Source organism: Rhizorhabdus sp. P4_G6, from assembly GCF_056401045.1.
The window spans coordinates 1-17,426 of record NZ_JBFUKC010000033.1 but is presented as its reverse complement, the minus strand read 5'-3'; the positions used below and the strand labels follow the sequence as shown (position 1 = coordinate 17,426).

Sequence of the window (17,426 nt, the reverse complement as noted above, 5' to 3'; positions counted from 1 at the left end):
GCTGGCGACCATGGCGAGGCCGAGAGCGGTGCGAACCTGGCACTCGTCCAGATCGGGTGCGGCGATCAGGAACATGTTGACCCCGGCGGTGCGCAGGGTCTGCGCAACGACAACCGCCGCGAGCGCAATCGAATAAGCCCCGATCTCATGGGGCGAGAGCAGGCGGGCGACGATGAGGCTGGCGGTAAAATCGATCGCGAACTGGACGATCGTCTGCACGCCGACGATCCGCGCCATGGCGCTGCCGCTCATGCTCAACCGATGACGCCCCTTTTCATTGCCCCAGGAGGCGACGCTACAACGTCGCCCCGCATTGGGGAAGGCGGGTTGCGCGGGGGCGGAGCAGCAATTGCCGTACAAGTCGATCCGGTCTCCCAGCCCAAAGGTTCGGCAAACCGCTGCCGAAACAAGTTGCTGATCTTTCTAGATATCTAGGATTTTCTATCGATTTTCCCGATTCAGTACTCCCCGGCAGGCATGAATTCGTAAAAAATTCCTTATCGAGTTGAGGCTGCCGTGCTAGATATCGGCTCGAAGGTGGCGGTTTTTGGGGAAGAACTCGCACCGGGGGAAGCGTCCAGCTCAGGCATCAATTTATCCTGGCGCTTCTCAACTAGTTGTAGTTGCATCAATTTGTTGGGGGATATCATGAATAATTTCAGCAAGATTCTTGCGGCGGTCCTGATGGTCGGCGCTTCTGCTCCTGTGCTCGCGCAGTCTACGGACACCGAGACCACCACCGGATCAGTAACGATCATCCGCGGCATCAGCCTGACCAAGGTGACCGACCTTTCGTTCGGAACGGTCATCCGACCGTCGACTGGCAGCGGCACAGTAACGATGGGCGTTGGGAGTGACACACCCGTCGTGACCGGCACCGGAGCCTCGCTGCTGGCTTCGTCGAGCCATGCGCGCGCATCCTACACCGCTGCGGGTGAAGGAAATCAGGCTTACACGATCACCGTTCCACCGACCTTCGACATGGGCGGCATCACCGTGACGCTGACCTCTTCGCTGAGCTCGACGGGCAGCTTCTCGGGATCGCTGGGCAGCGCGGGAAGCCTCGTGGGTGGTCCGCTCTATGTCGGCGGTAGCTTCGCGATCACCAGTGGGATGGCGACGGGCCTCTACACGGGTACTTTCGATACGACGATCCAATACAACTAAGTCCCTTAAGGCTTTGGGGGTATAAGCGTCCGACGGCTGTCATGCCGTCGGCGTTGTGGGGAGTCATATGGGCCGATTGTGCCTCTGGTCATTGCGGTATGCGCTGCTGGCTTCGCTGTCGGCAGACGCTGCCCCGCTTTGGGCCGTTTCCTCCGTCTTGACGAGCGCGAGCGCGTCTATCCTTGCGCCGGGTTCGGCGGTTGCTCAGCAGCAAACTGTTATCGGTGCGGTGACGCTGCCGCTGACGACCAATATCGGCATCACCGCCGGCGGTATGAGCCTGCCCTTGCCGCAAGGTCTTGCCGGTATCGGCCGGGTCAGGATCGGTACGGAATCCGGGCTGCGCGACATTGCCCGCGTCGTCAGTCGGGCGGGATTGCAGCAGGCGAGTTTCACCATTATCGGTGACAAGGATCAGGTTATCTCGATTGCCGTGCCTTCCGCGATTTCGTTGTCGCGGCTGAGCGGCGAAGGGGAAGTTGCGTTCAACCCCGCCATGAACCTGGCGGGGTTGGCCAGAGAGAGCCGGTTGACGGCTTCGGCCGATGGTATGGGTGAGCTTGCCTTTGATGTCGGCGGTCGGGTGCAACCGTCGCCTTCCGCCACCGCAGGTGATTATGCGGGCATATTGAAAGTTACCATTCAATATAACTGATTATGGCCGCCGCCGCACAGCTCGGGACGATGTAGAGATATGGGTTTGACCGGCATGAAAGCTGCGCCTCGCGCGCTCTGCCAATTGCGAAACGCCGTACTGGTCGCCGGTGGCGCCATGCTCTTCGCGGTTTCCACGGGAGTGTCGGCGCAGGGCGTCCCCGGTGGCAGCGCGGTTGCCACGTCTCCTGGAGCGAGCGTCAATCTGACGCCGAAGCGCGTTACCTTCGACCGGCCGGGTAAATCGGCAACGGTCTCCATCGCCAGCACCGGCGGCACAGGCGGCTTCGACGTCGAGATGATCGACCGCGTGATGCTTCCAGACGGCCAGATCGTGCCGCTGTCGCAGGCAAAGGGTCCGGAGGCGGCTCGGCTCAAGTCGGCCAAGCCCTATCTGGTCCTGACGCCGCGCCGCATCCGTATGACGCCCGGCGTCGGCCAGGCGATCCGCATCCGCGCGGCAGCGACCACCACGCTGGCGCCGGGTGAATATCGCACCCACCTTACGGTGACCGGCATTCCGCCCGCCGATACCGGGCTGACCGCTGAACAGGCGGCCGCCCAGAGCGAGGGCAGGCTCGCCTTCCGGATCAATTCCGTCCTGGCGATCTCGATCCCGGTCATCCTGCGGGTCGGACCAATCGATGTCCGCGCCGCTATCGAGCATCCGGCGATCGATTTCGAGGATATTTCGACTGATGGCCGTGCCAAGCCGGTGCGGACGGCGGTCTTGAAGTTCGACCTGGTCAGGCAGGGGGCCAACTCGCTGTTCGGCGACATTGAGGTCAGGGGAAGCAAGAAGCAGGGGGACGTGCCGATCGGCGCAGTGCGCGGGATCGGCGTTTATCCGGAGATCGAGCGGCGACAGGTCAGGATCGTCCTCACGCGGATTCCCGCGTCGGGCGAGCAGATCGATGTGCAATTCCGCGACGATGATACCGCACCGGGTGCGATCCTCAGCAAGGCTTCTCTCGCCGCACCGTGAGCCGGCCGCCGCATGCGGCGGTCCTGTATCTGTTAGTTGCTTCGGTATCATTCCCTGCAAACGCCCAAACGACAGACATCGGAGCGATAGCGCCCGCAGCCGTGGCGCAACCGGCGCCCGGGTTGCTCACCGACGATAATCTGCTGCTGGTCGAGGTGATGCTCGATCAGCTCAGCCTGACCGACTCGCTGGGGGCCTATGACAGCGCCGAGGGGCTGCTCATTCCGATCGGAGAGCTGTCGCGGCTGCTCGATGTCGATCTCACCGTCCAGCTTGGCGAACGCCGGATCGTGGGGACGATCGGCGAGGCGCGGCGTCCGGTTCTGGTCGATGTGGTAAGCGGCATCATACGCGTGGCGGCGACCAGCCAGCCGCTGTCGCCAGGCGATATCGTCGTCGGCGCCAATGAAATCTATGTGCGGGCGGCGCTGCTCGAGAAGATCCTGCCGGTTCGTGCGACCTATGACGGCGCCGCGCTGCGGCTCACGCTTGCGGCGCTGGAAGCACTGCCGATCCAGTCGCGGCTCGCCCGGCTCAAGAACATGCGGGGCCTGAAGGGCGACGGCGGGGGTGGCGAGGATGTCTACCGGATAAAATCAGCCGCGGCACTGGCCACCCTGCCAAGTCTCGACGTTTCGCTCGAAGCCGGGGGGCAGAAGCGGACTCCGCATACGCCTTATCGGTATGACGTTCGCGCCGGTGGCGATCTGCTGTTCAGCAACTTCCAGGGCTATGTTGGTTCGGACCAGGCCGGGAAGCCCGTCACGGCACGGGCCCTGCTCGAGCGCCGGGATGCCGGCGGCAATGCACTGGGCCCGCTGGGGCTGACGCGGGTGGCTGTGGGCGACACATTCACGCCGGCGCTATCGCTGGGTCCGCGGAGCCTTGGCGGCCGCGGCATCTCCTTCAGCTCCGCGGCGCTCAGCCAGCAGAGCGTGTTCGGCCGCATCGACCTGCGCGGCGAGTTGCCGCTCGGCTATGATGTCGAGCTCTACGTCAACGACGTGCTTCGCAGCGGGCAGGCAACGCCTGTGCAGGGCCGCTACGAGTTCCGCGACGTGCCGCTGATCCGCGGTATCAACATCATCCGGATCGTCGCCTACGGACCGCGCGGCGAGCGATCGGAAGAAGTCCGCGTGGTCAATGTCGGCGGCGGCCAGCTGGAAAAAGGCCAGTTCGTTCTCGATTTTGGTGCTGCTCAGCAGGAAAAGTCGCTGATCAATCTCAGCAGCCAGGAGTCTGGCGCGATCACCTCGCCGGGTGTCGGCGATCTGCGCGTGGCCTTGAACCTGCTCTATGGCCTGACGGAAACCCTGACCCTCGCGGGCGGCGTCGCCAGCTATTCGCCGACCGGGCTCGGCGAGCGCCGCCTCGTCACGGCCGGCATCCGAACTTCGGTTCGCGGTATCGCCACGCAGGTCGATGCCGCCCGCGACGACCGCGGCGGTGGCGGCCTGGCGCTGGCGTTGGCGGGTGAACTGGCCGGGGTGTCGGCGGTGGTCCGCCATTCGGAATATCGCCGGGGGTTCGTGGATGAGACGGTGCCGCGCGGAAGCAGCGGCCTGGCGCTGGCGCGATCGAGTGCGCTCGACATGGACCTCCAGCTGAAGGCGTGGAAGGACTTCGGCCTTCCGGTTTCCATGCGGGTTTCGCGAGACCAGTTTGCCAATGGCGACCTGAGCTGGAACGGCCTGGTCAGGGCATCGAGCCCCGTCGGCGGCATCTATCTGTCGACCGGGCTCGATTTCGAGCGTCTGGACCCGGCGGGCGTCAGCCCGACCAACCGCTTGTCCGGAATCGTCAGCGCATCATCCTTCGCGATGTTCAAATGGCAGCTTCGCGCCAATGTCGATTATACGGTGCTGCCCGTCACCGCACTTCGCGGCATATCCTTGACCGCGGATCGCGATCTTTCTGAAAAGACGGCCCTCCGGCTCGGCGCGGGCCACAGCTTTGCTGGCGAAAGTGCGACTACGCTCCAGATGGCCGCCACCAGGCGCTTCGGTTTTGCCGATATGGCGCTGTCGGCAGAATATAGCGCCCCGCACAGCGACTGGCGGATTGGGCTGCAGCTGGCCTTCAGCCTTGTACGCAGTCCCCTCGGCGGAGGTTATGCGCTGCAGCGGCCAGGGGCTGCTTCAGGCGGCAACATGGCGCTGCAGGCCTTCCTCGACCAGAACGGCAATGGCCGCTTCGACAAGGATGAGGCGCCGGTACCGGGTGTCGTCATGTCGGGCTCCGCGGGCGATATCGTCACCGACGCCAAGGGGAGGGGGCTCGTCACCGGGCTCGGCTATGGCAGCGTTGCGCAGGTTCGCACCAATCTGGACAATGTCGCGCTCGACAATGTCGCCGCACCGCCGTCAGTGATCGAATTCACACCGCGCGCGGGCACGGTTGCTGTAGTGTCCTACCCCATACAGGCGAAGGGCGAGGTGATGGTCACCATCTTCGTCCGGCGCGGCGAGAAGAAGGTGGGGCTGTCGGCGGTGATGTTGCGCGCGGTGAACGACAAGGGCGAGGCGCGCGAAGCCGTCACCGAATATGATGGCAGCGTGCTGTTCGATTCGCTGCGGCCCGGGACCTACAGGCTCGAACTCGTCGATGCGCAGGCGCAGCGGCTGAAGATGCGGCTCGAAAAGCCGGTAAGCTTCGCCATCGCAAGCGAGGGCGGCGCGGCACCCGACGTCCAGGCCATGGTGGCGTTCGACGATGCCCGTTAGGCGCATCCCATGCATTGGCGGCCTGTTATCGTCCGTCGCGCTGCTGGCGGTCGCGCATGCTCCTGCCTCGGCCCAGACCTACACGGTCGACTCGATCACCGCCCCGGCATTTGGAACGCTGATCGCCGCGACGACCGGCCCGACGACCTATAGCAACAACGGCGTCGTGGCCGTCTCTTCGGGAAGCGGGGTGGTCTATTCAGGCCCGGTGACCCGCGGGGCTGTGACGATCCGCTGTGTCGACGGCAGCGGAAATCCCCGCCGGTGCAACAATGCGGCCAACTTCGCACGGGTGACGGTCGGTACGAGCGGCACGACCAGCGGCCGCGCCCTGGCGATCTCCAAATTCACCGCGGTGAGCGGCACGGGCACGGTGGGATCGGGAACCAGCAGCGGCGCGTCGCTCGACTTCTCGTTCTCGGGATGGTCGGCGGCCGGCACGCGCACCTTTTTCCTGGACGTCGACCTGCCGATCGCCGGCGACAATGGCGGCGGGACGACCGGTGCCGCGGGTTCCGGCTTCTATGTCCGCGTCGACAAGGATCCGACGGTTCCGGTGACGGGGCTGACCGCATCCGCCACCGCGACCGTGCGCCGGTCGCTCCAGGTCAACAAGCTGACGGATCTGAGCTTTGGGACGATCATCCGCCCTCCCAGCGGATCGGGAACCGTCACCATTGCGACCGGCGGCGGTCGATCGCTCGGCGGCGCGGTGCCTCCCATCGGCATGACCGGGGTTGGCTCCCAATATATGTTCGGTGCCGCAACCTACACGCTCAAGGGGGAGCCTGGCACCGCCTTCACCCTGACCGTTCCCGCGAGTGTCGATCTGCTCGGGCCCTCCAACCATCTTCTCATCCCGCTGACCGCGAACATATCGGGCTCCCTCAGCATGGATGTCTCAGGATCGATGGCGCTCAATATAGGCGGCGTCGTGACCATCTCGAGCAGCACCAACACCGGCTTGTACAGCCAGACGTTCAACGTCTCCGTGGTCTACAACTAAGGCGGCACGGAGGAGGCGCGGATCGTGGAGAAGCGGGATACAGGTTCGGCCCTCATCCACCGTTTCGACGGTGCGCTGGATCCGGCGATCTGCCGGAGGCTATGCGATCTGATCCGCAGCCATGCGGCTCGAGACCAGGGCGCACGCGACCCCGACAGGCTGCCATGGCACGACAGCGATACCTATAGCTTCGATCACTGGCACGACCAGGAACTGCGCAAGCTGATCGGCGCCTATCGGATCATGGTCTGCCAGCTGCTGGCTCTGAGCTTGCGCACGATCGTCTTCCCGCACTTCACCGATCTGGTGCTGTGGCGCCCCGGCAAGAAAATGGCCGAGCACAAGGATGACGGCTACGAAGCCGATGGCGACACGCTGAGCTGCCGCCACTTCACGTCGGTCACTTATTGCAACGATGGCTATGGCGGCGGCGAAACCTTCGTCCGCAACGAGCATGGCGGCCATTATGCAAGCACGCCGCAATGCGGCACGCTCATTTTTTTCCCGAGCGACGAGCGATGCGCCCATGGCGTCAACGAGGTGGTCGGCCAGGACCGGATCACGCTGAGCACCTGGTTCACGCGTGACGCGAGCTTCTATCGAGCCTAGCGATTCCAGTCGGATGGAAGCATCGACTCGCAGACCGCGGTAAAACAACAGTGTGGGCGGCCGCCCGGCGCGACCGGGTCGAGAGCCGCTTAGCCTCGATCCCGCTCGCCGGGCATGTCGGCAGGCTCTCGTGCGACGAGCTGGAATGGAGATGCATCAGGAGGAGTACCGATTTCGATCGGTATCCCCATGAAAAACAGCTCTCTTCCCATCTCTGCAAGACGAGGAGCATCCATCTCATGCCCTAGCCGCAAGAGTTCGATAACGTCCGCGCGAACAACCCACTTTCCACCTTCTATACCGGCTCTACGCCAAGCGGTGACCGCGCGCTCCATGTTCTTCGCTATCATTGGACTGATTTACCCATGATTGGATTAACCTCAGTGAAACGACAGGATCGTATCTGTTTCGGTAGTTAATATTGTAAGTCGGCGTGCCCGCCGGTTTCTTCCTGGAGAGCCGGTCCGTTCAATCGCTCCAGGCGAGTGACGCGCACGGTCGCGCAGCGCCTGCATCTGCGGACGACACGCACGGGATTATGGGTAGCCAGGCGTTTCGCCCAGCGATGTATACCCCAATGGCAAAGGAAGCTCACGACAATGCTCCATTCCACCCAAAGCGAGTGCGTCTGTTATGAGCGCGGGGATTAATATCCGGTGGCGCGCCGGTTCATCGAAGGCTCATCCGTCCCGTCCGCGAGGACTGTGTTGTAATGTATCAGGCTGCGCGATCACCTGGTTGGCTCATCCGAATAAGGGAGGGCGAAGGCTGGCTATCCGTTGATCGAGATGAGGGCATCGATCGTATAGACGGCGGCAGCCCCGAATATCGGCCCAGCTATGTTGATGATCCTCCTGCCTCCGGATGGGCTGACCCCGGAACAACCGAGCGGCTCCCGCGCTTGTGACGCACGATCCGAATGGAGATATGTGTGGCCGGCATTCATCTCGGTATCGCAGTGACGACCATGGCGGCACTGCTCGCGGGCTGCGACCGTCAGCCGAGCGAGGGGCGCGCTCCAGGAGGCGCGGAAACGGCGGTTCCGGAAAAGCTGCGTCGGATCTGCTCCAGCGAGCAAAGCCATGCGCGGCTGAAGGCTTATATATTCAGCGAAGCGCTGCGGGTCGGCCACCGCAAAATCGGCACCTTCGATCGGTTCGCCCGAGGAACTGTAGTGCGGGTGGAGCGGCCTGGCGTGAATTTCCACGACCCGCAATTCGAAATCACAGTGTGCAGGGGAAGGATGATTCTCGAAGTCCCAGCTGGCACGGAACAAGCCTTTGATGGCCGACGGCAACTCGTCGCCGATATCAACTATGCGGCACGGGCTGCCCCCGATGGCAGTGGGCTCATCGACCGCGTGGCGGGAGCGGCACCGATCATAGACCTGCTGGCGCGGGCCGATCTGCCAGGATCCGTCCCCGCCGCTCCCGCAAATCCCCCATCGCCGCCGCGGCGCGATGCCGCTCCGGAACCAGCAAGCGCCGTCGAGAAGGTCGAGCGGCCACCGGAGGAAGCCGGAAGCAAGGCCGCCGCCAAGCAGTCGCCGGTCCGTGGGGAGGCGTCAAAGGACCGGAAAACAGAGAAAAAGGCCGAGAGAAAAGGGGAAAGGGAGAAGGACAAAGAAAGGAAAAAGGCAAAGGACAAGGCAGGGGACACGCCAAAGGACATGGCGGTAATCGTCAAGCCGAGCTTCCCATGCCGTTATGCCCGGTCCGATGTCGAGAAGATGATCTGTGCTACCCCCGAGCTGGCAAGACTCGATCGGCAGATGGCGTCGCGATATGAGGACGCGCACGCCGCGGTCGATGCCAAGGGGAAGCGCAAGCTTCAGCGCTCGCGGGAGGATTTCATCAAGGATCGCGACCGCTGTCGTGATGCCGAATGCGTCGGGGACATCTACCGCGGCAGGATCGACGAGATCGAGGATATCGAGCGGGACCGCTCCCCGCAGGCGAAGGCGCGCCGTTTCAGCGTTGGGCGTGTGTTAAAGGGGATCGGCCATACGCTCGGCGTAAAACCGTCGAACCACCGCGATGCCGATAACGCCACCAGCCAGTAGGGTAGGGCGCCCAACTCAGTCGCCTGACCGGCCCCGTTTCAGACGAAGGAGGCTCTCTGCAGCCAGTTCAATGGTCGCCGCTCCGACGACAAGGGCGACGGCGCTCCAGATGACCAGCTTGCGCGGAGCCTTCCGTGCAATCGAAGTGACTGTGCCCAGTCCACGCATGACATTTCCCCCCAGCGACCCCTCGCTTCGGACTCATGAAGATATGCGGTGAACTCGGCAAGTGACAAGATCCTGCCGCAAGCAGCCGGGCTGGCTGGCCATGCCCGACTTCTCAGGCCCGCTTGGTCCGATTGGCGCACCCGAAGGGATTCGAACCCCTGGCCTCTGCCTTCGGAGGGCAGCGCTCTATCCAGCTGAGCTACGGGTGCGTCGCCGCTGCGCTTAGCAAAGCGATCTGACCGCCGCTAGGCTTATTTGGGTGCGCCGCTGATCGGCTGGAACTTGCCCAGGCCGCAGCTCGCGCCGCTCATGAGCGGCGCGCTGTGCAGGACGGTGATGATGTCCACCGAGCAGAGCTGCGACAGCGAGGTCTTGTAGCTGAACTTCTCCTCGAAGCCGAGCTGCGGGCAGCTGTTCGGCAGGGTGTTACGATACACCTTCCTGCCGTCCATGTAGAAATCGATGGTGCGGTCGTCGCGCACGCGTGTGTTGCGTATCGAGTGGAGCGGGATGCAGTCGACGGCGTCGCCGACCGGCCTGATCTTCGCTTCCTGCTCGGGTCTCAGCGGCCGGGCGTCCGCCGATATGCCTAATGCCGCCGCCATCAGCGCGATTGCGCCTGCCATGTTCCTGGTCATCGCCTTCTCCTCTCGCCGGAGTCGGTCTGTCTCGCGGGCTGTCGTCCGGCTGCTGTTATACGCTTTCCACGGCTGGTTGGTTGCCCCTTAGCCTGGGCGGCGGCGTCTTCGGCTTATAGGCGCACAGGTCGATGACCGGGCAGCGCCAGCATTCGGGCTTGCGGGCTTTGCAGATATAGCGGCCATGCAGGATAAGCCAGTGATGGGCATGCGAACGGAAGGGCTGGGGGGTGACCTTTTCCAGCTTGAGCTCGACCTGGAGGACATTCTTGCCCGGTGCCAGGCCGGTGCGGTTCGAAACCCGGAAGATGTGGGTATCCACAGCGATGGTCTCGGCGCCGAAGGCGACGTTCATCACCACATTGGCGGTCTTGCGCCCGACGCCTGGCAGCTGCTCCAGCGCCTCGCGGGCCTGCGGTACTTCGCCACCATGGCGATCCAGCAGGATCTGCGATAGGGCGATCACATTCTTGGCCTTGGTATTGAACAGGCCGATCGTCTTGATGTGCTCCTTGAGCCCGGCTTCGCCGAGATCGAGCATCTGCTGCGGCGTCGTTACCTTGACGAACAGCGGACCGGTCGCCTTGTTGACCCCGATGTCGGTCGCCTGCGCGGACAGCGCCACCGCGACGAGCAGCGTATAGGGGTTCACATAATGGAGTTCAGTCTCCGGTGCCGGATCGCTCTCGGCCAGCCGGCGATAGAACTCGAAGATATCGGCCTTCTTCATAGGCCGAGGACATCGCCCATCGCATAGCGCCCGGCGGGCCTGCCCTTCATCCACAGGCAGGCCTTGACCGCGCCACGTGCGAAGATAGCGCGGTTTTCCGCGCGGTGGCCGAGTTCGATCCGTTCGCTTTCGCCAGCGAACACGACCATGTGATCGCCCGCGACCGATCCGCCGCGCAACGAGGCGTAGCCGATCGTGCCCTGTTCGCGCGGTTTGTCGTTGCCATGGCCGATCCGGTCGTAGCGGCTGAGATCGGCGAGGGTAGAGCCACGGCCCTCGGCAGCCGCCGCGCCGAGCAGCAACGCGGTGCCGGAAGGCGCATCCACCTTGTGACGATGGTGCATCTCGACGATCTCGATGTCCCAGTCGCTGCCGAGCCGGCTGGCCGCTTCCTTGACGAGATGGGCGAGCAGATTGACCCCGAGCGAGGTGTTCGCCGACTGCAGGACCGACAGGCCGCGCGCGGCCGCCTCGTCGATCAGCCTGTGATGTTCGGGCTGCAGCCCGGTGGTGCCGACGACCAGCGGTACCTTCGCCGCGAGCGCCGCTTCGAGATGGCCGGCAAGCGCGGCCGGCGCCGAGAAATCGACGAGGACCTCGCTGGCGGCCGCAAGCGAAGCGGTGTCCAGATAGGGACCATGGACGGCGCCCTGCAGATCGACCCCCCCGGCCACGGTCGCGCCGAGGTCGGCCGCTACATCGGCGATCGCGCGGCCCATTCGCCCATTTGCGCCCAAAATGCCGATGATCGCCATATCCATGCCTCATTCACTCTGTCGCGCGCTTCATGGCCGCGCAGGCAGGGCGACGCAAGCGCTTCACATCGGGAGCCGGCGACGCCACACTGTGGCTGGAGGACGTTGATGGTGCGCAGGAGTTTGTTCATCTTCGGGATCGGGCTGGCGCTTGCATCGCCGCTGTCCGCTGCCGAACCGTCGCCGTTCCAGGGCATTCCACGGCTGAAGTTCGAATATTATGATATCGAAGGCCGGACGCCCGCCGAGATCTATGCCTCGATGCGCGCACGAGCTCCGCGCAGTGGCGACGGGGAAGGCATGGCCCGGACCGCCTGGAGCATCAAGGTGGGCTGGCGAGAATCGCGCAGCGGATCGCGGTGCTTGGTTGCCTCCCCCCAGGCTATCCTCTCGATCACCATATTACTGCCCAGGCTCGTGACCAGGTCTGTCACGCCGCAGGGCCTCGCTTTCTGGCGCCGTAGCCGGCGGGGTCTCGAGATTCACGAAGCCGGCCATGCCCGCATCGCTTATGATCATCGCGGCGATTTCGAGGTGGCGGCGCGCGATGCCGGTTGCGACTCGATCAGCAGGCTGGCGCAGCAGACCCAGGCCCGCGTCGCCGCGCTGCAGGAGGCATATGATCGCGAAACCCGCCACGGCATGACGCAAATTCCTGCCGCTGCTCCGTAACACCGGCTGTCGGTGCGCGCGCGCGCGCGCTATCATGCCGAAATGAACGACTTTCAAAGCATCGTAGTCCTCACCGGTGCCGGCCTTTCCGCGGAAAGCGGCCTCAACACGTTCCGCGGCCCTGGCGGTCTTTGGGAAGGTCATCGCGTCGAGGATATCTGCACGCCCGAGGCGCTGGTGCGGAACCGTGATATGGTGCTCGATTTCTATGATCAGCGGCGGTTGGCACTCGGTTCGGTTGCGCCCAATCCGGCCCATCAGGCGCTGGCGCGGCTCGATCGCGAATGGTCTGGCGATCTGCTGATCGTTACCCAGAATGTCGACGATCTGCACGAGCGCGCGGGCGCGCAGCGGTTGCTTCACATGCATGGCGAACTGATGTCCGCGCTGTGCGAAGCGTGCGGCGTGCGTGCCACCTACGGCGGGGCGATGCTGGACGGCACCGAATGCGGCGCCTGTGGAGCCGTCGACGCGCTACGGCCCGACATCGTCTTCTTCGGCGAAATGCCCTATGAAATGGACTTGATTGATCGCGAACTGCGACACGCGGATCTGTTCGTATCGATCGGGACTTCGGGTGCGGTCTATCCGGCCGCGGGCTTCGTGCAGACGGCGCGGCACATCGGAGCGCAGACTCTCGAACTCAACCTCGAGCCATCGGCAGGGAGCTATTTCTTCCACGAAAGCCGAATGGGGCCCGCGAGCCAGCTGGTGCCGCAATGGGTGGACGAGCTGTTAGGCGCTTGATTGGCGACGTCGGCTGCTTGCGTCACTCCACCCAGTCTAGCCCGATCTCGCGGTAGAGCCCGCGATCTTCTTCCCACTTCTCGGAAACCTTGACGTGCAGGAACAGGTGGACCTTGCGGTCGAGCAGCCGTTCGAGCTCGGTGCGCGAGCGCGAGCCGATTTCCTTGAGCCGCGCGCCGCGCTTGCCGAGCACGATGGCTTTCTGGGTATCGCGCGCAACCAGGATCTGCTGGTGAATGGCCACCGAGCCATCCTTGCGCTCGTCATATTTCTCGGTCTCGACTGCCGATGCATAGGGCAGCTCGGCATGGAGCTGGTGGTAGAGCTGTTCGCGGGTYACCTCGGCGGCCAACATCCGGTCGGTCGCGTCGGAAACCTGTTCCTCGGGGAAGTGCCACGGCCCCTCGGGCATGCGTTCGGCCAGCGCCCTGCGCAGGTCGTCGACGCCGTCGCCGGTGCTGGCCGAGATCATGAAGATTGCTTCCGGTGACAGCTTTTCCTGCAGCCTTGTGGCGATCTCGAGCAGCTTACCCTTGTCGGCGATGTCGACCTTGTTGAGCACGAGCAGCTTGGGCTCGTGCCGCGCCGCGAGCGTGTCGAGCAGTTCGGCGATCTTGTGGGTGACGCCGGTCTTGGCATCGATCACCAGCGCGATCAGGTCGGCGTCCTGCGCACCGCTCCAGGCGGCCGCCACCATCGCGCGATCGAGGCGACGGCGGGGCGCGAAGATACCGGGGGTGTCGACCAGCAATATCTGGCTCTCGCCGGCGATGGCGACGCCGATCAGCCGGGTGCGGGTGGTCTGCGCCTTGGCGCTGACGATCGCGACCTTCTGGCCGACCAGCGCGTTGACGAGGGTGGACTTGCCGGCGTTCGGGGCGCCGACGACGGCGACGAAGCCGCAGCGTTCGGTCATTATAATTTCTCCAGCAAGGCCTTGGCGGCGGCGGTTTCGGCTTCCTGCTTCGACGCGCCCTCGGCGCTTGCCTCGGCTTTGCCCGGGATTGCGACGGTGACGGTGAAGCGCGGGGCATGATGCGGCCCGGTGCGCGCCCCGGTGGTGTAAACCGGCGGGCGGCAACGGTTGGCGGCGGCCCATTCCTGGAGCGCCGACTTCGGATGTTTCGGCGCCTGACCCTGACCGGTCACCCGCTCGGCCCAGGCGCGGCGGACGAATTCCTGCGCGGCGACAAGTCCGCCTTCGACGAAAAGTGCGCCGATCAGCGCCTCGACGACATCGCCGAGCACATTGTCGCTGTCGACGGCGCCATCGTCGCGGGCCTGCTTGCCGAGCTTGAGGTGGGTCGCGACGCCGATCTCGCGCCCGATCTCGGCACAGGCCTCGCGGCTGACGATCGCATTGAGCCGTCGCGACAGCTTGCCCTCGGGCTCGTCGGGAAACAGCATATACAGCCAGTCCGCCGCGATCAGCCCGAGCACGCGATCACCGAGAAATTCGAGCCGCTCATAATGCACCGGGCCATGGCTGCCATGGGTCAGCGCGCGCTTGAACAGCGCCACGTCCCGGGGGCTATGCCCGAGGGTCGATTCGATCCAGCCGCGGAGAGCGTCGTCATTCATCGGCGCGCTCCTAGCGGATCGAGGGGATTGCGTCACCTGCGGCGCGCGGGCAGAATCAAGGGATGGGTGACCTGGTCAATCTCAACAAGGCGCGCAAGGCGAAGGGCAAGCTCGACAAGCGCGTCGCGGCGGAGGCCAATCGCGCGAAATTCGGGCGAACCAAGGCCGAGAAGGATAGGGACAAGGCCGAAGCGCAAAGGGCGGCCAGGCTGCTGGACGGCGCCAAGCTGGAGAGAGACTGAGCCCTATCGCGCCAGAGCCATCATCGTGGCGAGCGCTGTCGCGCTGCCACCCCACAGCAGGATAGCAATGCCGACGAAGCGGATCAGCGCACGGCGACGCTCCGCGGGATCGGCGATGAAGCTTTCGACGGCGCGATCGGCCAGCATCTGCTGGAGTGCATGAGCCGGAGAGGGGACATGTTCGGCGACAATGTCGGCGCTGAATGCCACGACACGGCCTTTTGTGCGCCGTTCCTTGAAGGGGGCGGCTTCGCCTGCGGACTTGTGGTTGAACAGCGCCATGATCGTCTCCTGCAGCCGCATGATGCGGCCGGCAGCGTTAACAGTCCCTAAAGATCAGCCGATCTGTTCCCAGGCATCGACGATCCCCGCCAGCAGGTCACGGGCTCGTTCCACCATGGCGGGATCGTCGCCGCGTCCGCCCTCCTGGATCAGCCGGCGCGCCTCGCGATAGACCCGCGCCAGGTTTATGGCGATTTCGCCGCCGTTGCGGAAGTCGAGGCTGGTTTCCAGCGCAAGGAGGATCGTCGAGCTGCGGGCCTGCTTGTCGATCGTCTTGGCGCGATTGCCGGCCCGCTGCGCGGCCAGCATGATCTCGATCGCCTTCATCAGTTCTTCGAACAATATGCCGATCAGCCGGTGCGGCGACGCGCCTTCGACCTGGCTCTCGATATCGACGGCCTGGTAGCGCAGCCTCGCCCCCCCCATCGCGCCATAGCCGTTGTTCATGAACATGCCTTATTCTCTCTTCTTCGTCGGGTTCGAGATCAATTGCTGCCGTTGGTCCACAGCTTCACCTGCTGGGTGAGGTAGCTCTGGGTCGAGCTGTAGGCGAGCAGCGCCGACTGCATCCGTGTGAACTGCTTCGTCAGCTGGTCGCGATAGGCGGTGTCCTTGGTCGTCAGCTTCTCCTTGGAGTCGCTGATCGCCGCCTTCTCGTTCTCGAGCTTCTTCTGCGAGGTGGTGAGCTGGCCTGAACTTGCGGTCATTTCGTTCTTGATCGCGTCGAGCGCGCCCTGAAGGCCCATGTCGATGGTGATCTTGGCGGTAGTGACCGGGCCGAGCACGTCGAACGACAGGCCGACCGCCGCCGATACGAAGGAGGCGGTGACTCCCGTCGGGCCGAGCGGCAGGGTATAGCCGCCGTCGAGCGTCGCAGAGGCGTTGGTGCCGCTACTGCCGGGCGTCGCATTGGTGACGGTGTAGATGCCGCCCTTCACCTTGCCCACGGCGTTGGTGATCTTGATCAGGGCGTTGTCGCTGCGCTGGCCGGGGTTGAACATCGCCTCGATCGCGCTCGGGTTCGCCGTCATCGCCGTCGACAGCTTCGCGCTGTCGAGCACAAGGCTTCCGTCGCGGCTGGTCGATACGCCGATTTCCGCCAAGGTGGTGGGGCTGCCGTCGGTGGCATAGGTGAGCTTGGTCGAGGTAAGCGTGCCGAGCCGCTGAACGAGCGCGCGCAGGCCGGCATCGCCGCGGAGCGATCCGGTTGTGCCGGTCATCCCGGTCAGCGTCGTCTTCATCTCGTTATAGGCAGAGACGAAATCGCCCACCGCCTGCTTGATCGCATCGACCGGTTGACTGGATCCGATCGAGATGCTGGTGCCGGGTGCGGCCGAGACCAGGTCGATCTTCACCCCTTCGATCACGTCGGTGAAGCTGTTGCTCCCCTTGGTGACGGCCACCCCATCCACAGTCAGCTCGGCGTTCTGCGCCTCCTGCTGGAGCGTCAGGCCGGTGATGTTGTCGGGATCATAGGTGGTCGGATCATAGACGAAGCGGCCCAACTCGGCGGCGTTGCCGCTCGTCATGGTCAGCGAAAAAGCATTGGTCGTACCGGTTGTGCCCTTGACGACGAGCCGCGCACCCGACGCATCGACGACGGTGCTGGCGGTCACGCCCAGGCCGGAATCCTTGATCGCCTTGGYCAGGCCGGCAAGCGAATTGTTTGTCGCATCGATGGTGATCGTCTTGGTCTGGCTGCCGACCTTCAGGCTGAGCGTGCCGAGCCCGACGGCCGTTGCAGCGGAGAGCAGCGGGGCGGCCGTCATCGTCTGCGCGGCAGCGAGCTTGCCGACCTTGATCGTGGCGGACAGCCCGTTGAGTCGCGCGCCAGCGATGGCGCTGACATTGACGATCGCGCTGTTGGAACTGGTGGGCTGGGTGAACAGCGTGCCGCCCGATACCAGGCTCGACAGCGATGACGAGAAGGAACCGATCGAATTGACTGCGGTCGCGAGGTCGGAGATTTTGCTGGTGTTCGCGCTCTCGCGCGTGGTCAGAGCCTTCTGCTTGTCGGCGATCGCGGCCGTCGCGAGCTGGTCGACGAGCGAACCCGTATCGATGCTGGACGCTCCCAGCGCCGTGAGAATCGAAGATCCGACCGACGTGACCATCTGAAACACCATCCTGCTGCTGCCGGTAACGGCGCACCCGAAGGCGCATTTAGCGGGACAAGTCCTTTCATTTCCCTAACGGACGCTAGGCGGTGTGGACTCTAAGGATTCCCTTTTGGGCTGAGTTCTGATTCAAGGCTGTCTTTTGGAGGCAGTCATGGGTGTGATGGACCGGTTGGTGCTGACCGACAGTGGGTGGGACCGCATGGCGCCGTTGATTATAGGGCGCCCCGATCAGAAGGGCTCGACGGGCCGGGATAATCGCATGTTCGTCGAGGCGGTTTTATGGAT

19 protein-coding genes, 1 tRNA gene and 1 pseudogene are annotated in these 17,426 nt (G+C 64.2%); 11 read left to right on the top strand and 10 right to left on the bottom strand.

Going from position 1 to position 17,426, the window contains the following annotated elements; genetic code table 11:
- On the bottom strand, positions 1 to 252 hold a 252-nt coding region (locus tag AC1DPF_RS18170), incomplete at its 3' end, for an oligosaccharide flippase family protein (RefSeq protein WP_477962765.1).
- Between the two features lie 396 nt (positions 253 to 648).
- Here AC1DPF_RS18170 and AC1DPF_RS18165 point away from each other — a divergent pair.
- The 7 genes from AC1DPF_RS18165 to AC1DPF_RS18135 all read left to right on the top strand — a co-directional run bounded on the left by AC1DPF_RS18165 (position 649) and on the right by AC1DPF_RS18135 (position 9,206).
- Positions 649 to 1,167, top strand: a complete 519-nt coding sequence (locus tag AC1DPF_RS18165; RefSeq protein WP_477866199.1) for a DUF4402 domain-containing protein — start codon at positions 649 to 651, stop codon at positions 1,165 to 1,167.
- A 229-nt stretch (positions 1,168 to 1,396) separates the two neighbouring features.
- A complete protein-coding gene (locus AC1DPF_RS18160; RefSeq protein WP_477962763.1) occupies positions 1,397 to 1,822 on the top strand; it encodes a DUF4402 domain-containing protein in 426 nt (141 codons plus the stop codon).
- Between the two features lie 39 nt (positions 1,823 to 1,861).
- Positions 1,862 to 2,806: a fimbrial biogenesis chaperone gene (locus AC1DPF_RS18155; RefSeq protein WP_477962761.1), complete on the top strand. Its 945-nt coding sequence runs from the start codon at positions 1,862 to 1,864 to the stop codon at positions 2,804 to 2,806.
- A 101-nt stretch (positions 2,807 to 2,907) separates the two neighbouring features.
- Positions 2,908 to 5,529: a hypothetical protein gene (locus AC1DPF_RS18150; protein ID WP_477962759.1), complete on the top strand. Its 2,622-nt coding sequence runs from the start codon at positions 2,908 to 2,910 to the stop codon at positions 5,527 to 5,529.
- Positions 5,519 to 6,535, top strand: coding sequence for a DUF4402 domain-containing protein (locus AC1DPF_RS18145; protein WP_477962757.1), 1,017 nt, complete (start codon positions 5,519 to 5,521; stop codon positions 6,533 to 6,535). The genes AC1DPF_RS18150 and AC1DPF_RS18145 overlap by 11 nt, the downstream gene beginning before the upstream one ends.
- Positions 6,536 to 6,559: 24 nt before the next feature.
- The gene (locus AC1DPF_RS18140; RefSeq protein ID WP_477962755.1) at positions 6,560 to 7,144 is read left to right on the top strand and encodes a 2OG-Fe(II) oxygenase; all 585 of its coding nucleotides are present in this window, start codon (positions 6,560 to 6,562) and stop codon (positions 7,142 to 7,144) included.
- Positions 7,145 to 8,318: 1,174 nt separating this feature from the next.
- On the top strand, positions 8,319 to 9,206 hold the full coding sequence (locus AC1DPF_RS18135; RefSeq protein ID WP_477962753.1) for a lysozyme inhibitor LprI family protein: 888 nt from the start codon (positions 8,319 to 8,321) through the stop codon (positions 9,204 to 9,206).
- A gap of 300 nt (positions 9,207 to 9,506) precedes the next feature.
- Here the strand turns inward: AC1DPF_RS18135 and AC1DPF_RS18130 are convergent.
- The 4 genes from AC1DPF_RS18130 to dapB form a co-directional block, all read right to left on the bottom strand.
- Positions 9,507 to 9,583, bottom strand: a tRNA-Arg gene (locus AC1DPF_RS18130).
- A 42-nt stretch (positions 9,584 to 9,625) separates the two neighbouring features.
- Positions 9,626 to 10,012: a hypothetical protein gene (locus AC1DPF_RS18125; protein ID WP_477866213.1), complete on the bottom strand. Its 387-nt coding sequence runs from the start codon at positions 10,010 to 10,012 to the stop codon at positions 9,626 to 9,628.
- Between the two features lie 55 nt (positions 10,013 to 10,067).
- Entirely contained in the window at positions 10,068 to 10,742 is a 675-nt protein-coding gene (gene nth / locus AC1DPF_RS18120; RefSeq protein WP_477962751.1) for an endonuclease III, read from the bottom strand.
- Positions 10,739 to 11,497 (bottom strand): 4-hydroxy-tetrahydrodipicolinate reductase, encoded by a 759-nt coding sequence (gene dapB, locus AC1DPF_RS18115; RefSeq protein ID WP_477866951.1) that lies wholly within the window; start codon positions 11,495 to 11,497, stop codon positions 10,739 to 10,741. Before dapB ends, nth begins: the two co-directional genes overlap by 4 nt.
- Positions 11,498 to 11,605: 108 nt before the next feature.
- Here dapB and AC1DPF_RS18110 point away from each other — a divergent pair, with 108 nt between their 5' ends.
- Together AC1DPF_RS18110 and AC1DPF_RS18105 are read left to right on the top strand one after the other, a co-directional pair.
- Complete coding sequence (locus tag AC1DPF_RS18110; protein WP_477962749.1) at positions 11,606 to 12,169, top strand: DUF922 domain-containing protein; 564 nt, start codon at positions 11,606 to 11,608, stop codon at positions 12,167 to 12,169.
- 42 nt (positions 12,170 to 12,211) lie between these two features.
- A complete protein-coding gene (locus AC1DPF_RS18105) occupies positions 12,212 to 12,916 on the top strand; it encodes an NAD-dependent deacylase (protein ID WP_477866219.1) in 705 nt (234 codons plus the stop codon).
- A gap of 22 nt (positions 12,917 to 12,938) precedes the next feature.
- Here AC1DPF_RS18105 and era read toward each other — a convergent pair whose 3' ends face one another.
- Complete coding sequence (era, locus tag AC1DPF_RS18100; protein ID WP_477866221.1) at positions 12,939 to 13,832, bottom strand: GTPase Era; 894 nt, start codon at positions 13,830 to 13,832, stop codon at positions 12,939 to 12,941.
- A complete protein-coding gene (gene rnc / locus AC1DPF_RS18095) occupies positions 13,832 to 14,497 on the bottom strand; it encodes a ribonuclease III (RefSeq protein WP_477866223.1) in 666 nt (221 codons plus the stop codon). The genes era and rnc overlap by 1 nt, the downstream gene beginning before the upstream one ends.
- Positions 14,498 to 14,559: 62 nt before the next feature.
- On the opposite strand from rnc, the gene AC1DPF_RS18090 reads away from it, so the two are divergent.
- The gene (locus tag AC1DPF_RS18090; protein WP_477866225.1) at positions 14,560 to 14,739 is read left to right on the top strand and encodes a DUF4169 family protein; all 180 of its coding nucleotides are present in this window, start codon (positions 14,560 to 14,562) and stop codon (positions 14,737 to 14,739) included.
- A 3-nt stretch (positions 14,740 to 14,742) separates the two neighbouring features.
- On the opposite strand, the gene AC1DPF_RS18085 is transcribed toward AC1DPF_RS18090, so the two are convergent.
- Genes AC1DPF_RS18085 through fliD form a run of 3 tightly spaced genes read right to left on the bottom strand, consistent with a single transcriptional unit; the run spans position 14,743 to position 17,135 of the window.
- The gene (locus AC1DPF_RS18085; protein WP_477866227.1) at positions 14,743 to 15,021 is read right to left on the bottom strand and encodes a hypothetical protein; all 279 of its coding nucleotides are present in this window, start codon (positions 15,019 to 15,021) and stop codon (positions 14,743 to 14,745) included.
- Positions 15,022 to 15,075: 54 nt separating this feature from the next.
- Positions 15,076 to 15,474: a flagellar export chaperone FliS gene (locus AC1DPF_RS18080; RefSeq protein ID WP_477866229.1), complete on the bottom strand. Its 399-nt coding sequence runs from the start codon at positions 15,472 to 15,474 to the stop codon at positions 15,076 to 15,078.
- 32 nt (positions 15,475 to 15,506) lie between these two features.
- Entirely contained in the window at positions 15,507 to 17,135 is a 1,629-nt protein-coding gene (fliD, locus tag AC1DPF_RS18075) for a flagellar filament capping protein FliD (protein WP_477962747.1), read from the bottom strand.
- Between the two features lie 157 nt (positions 17,136 to 17,292).
- Here fliD and AC1DPF_RS18070 point away from each other — a divergent pair.
- Positions 17,293 to 17,426, top strand: a pseudogene (locus AC1DPF_RS18070) (IS5/IS1182 family transposase); the annotation flags it as partial.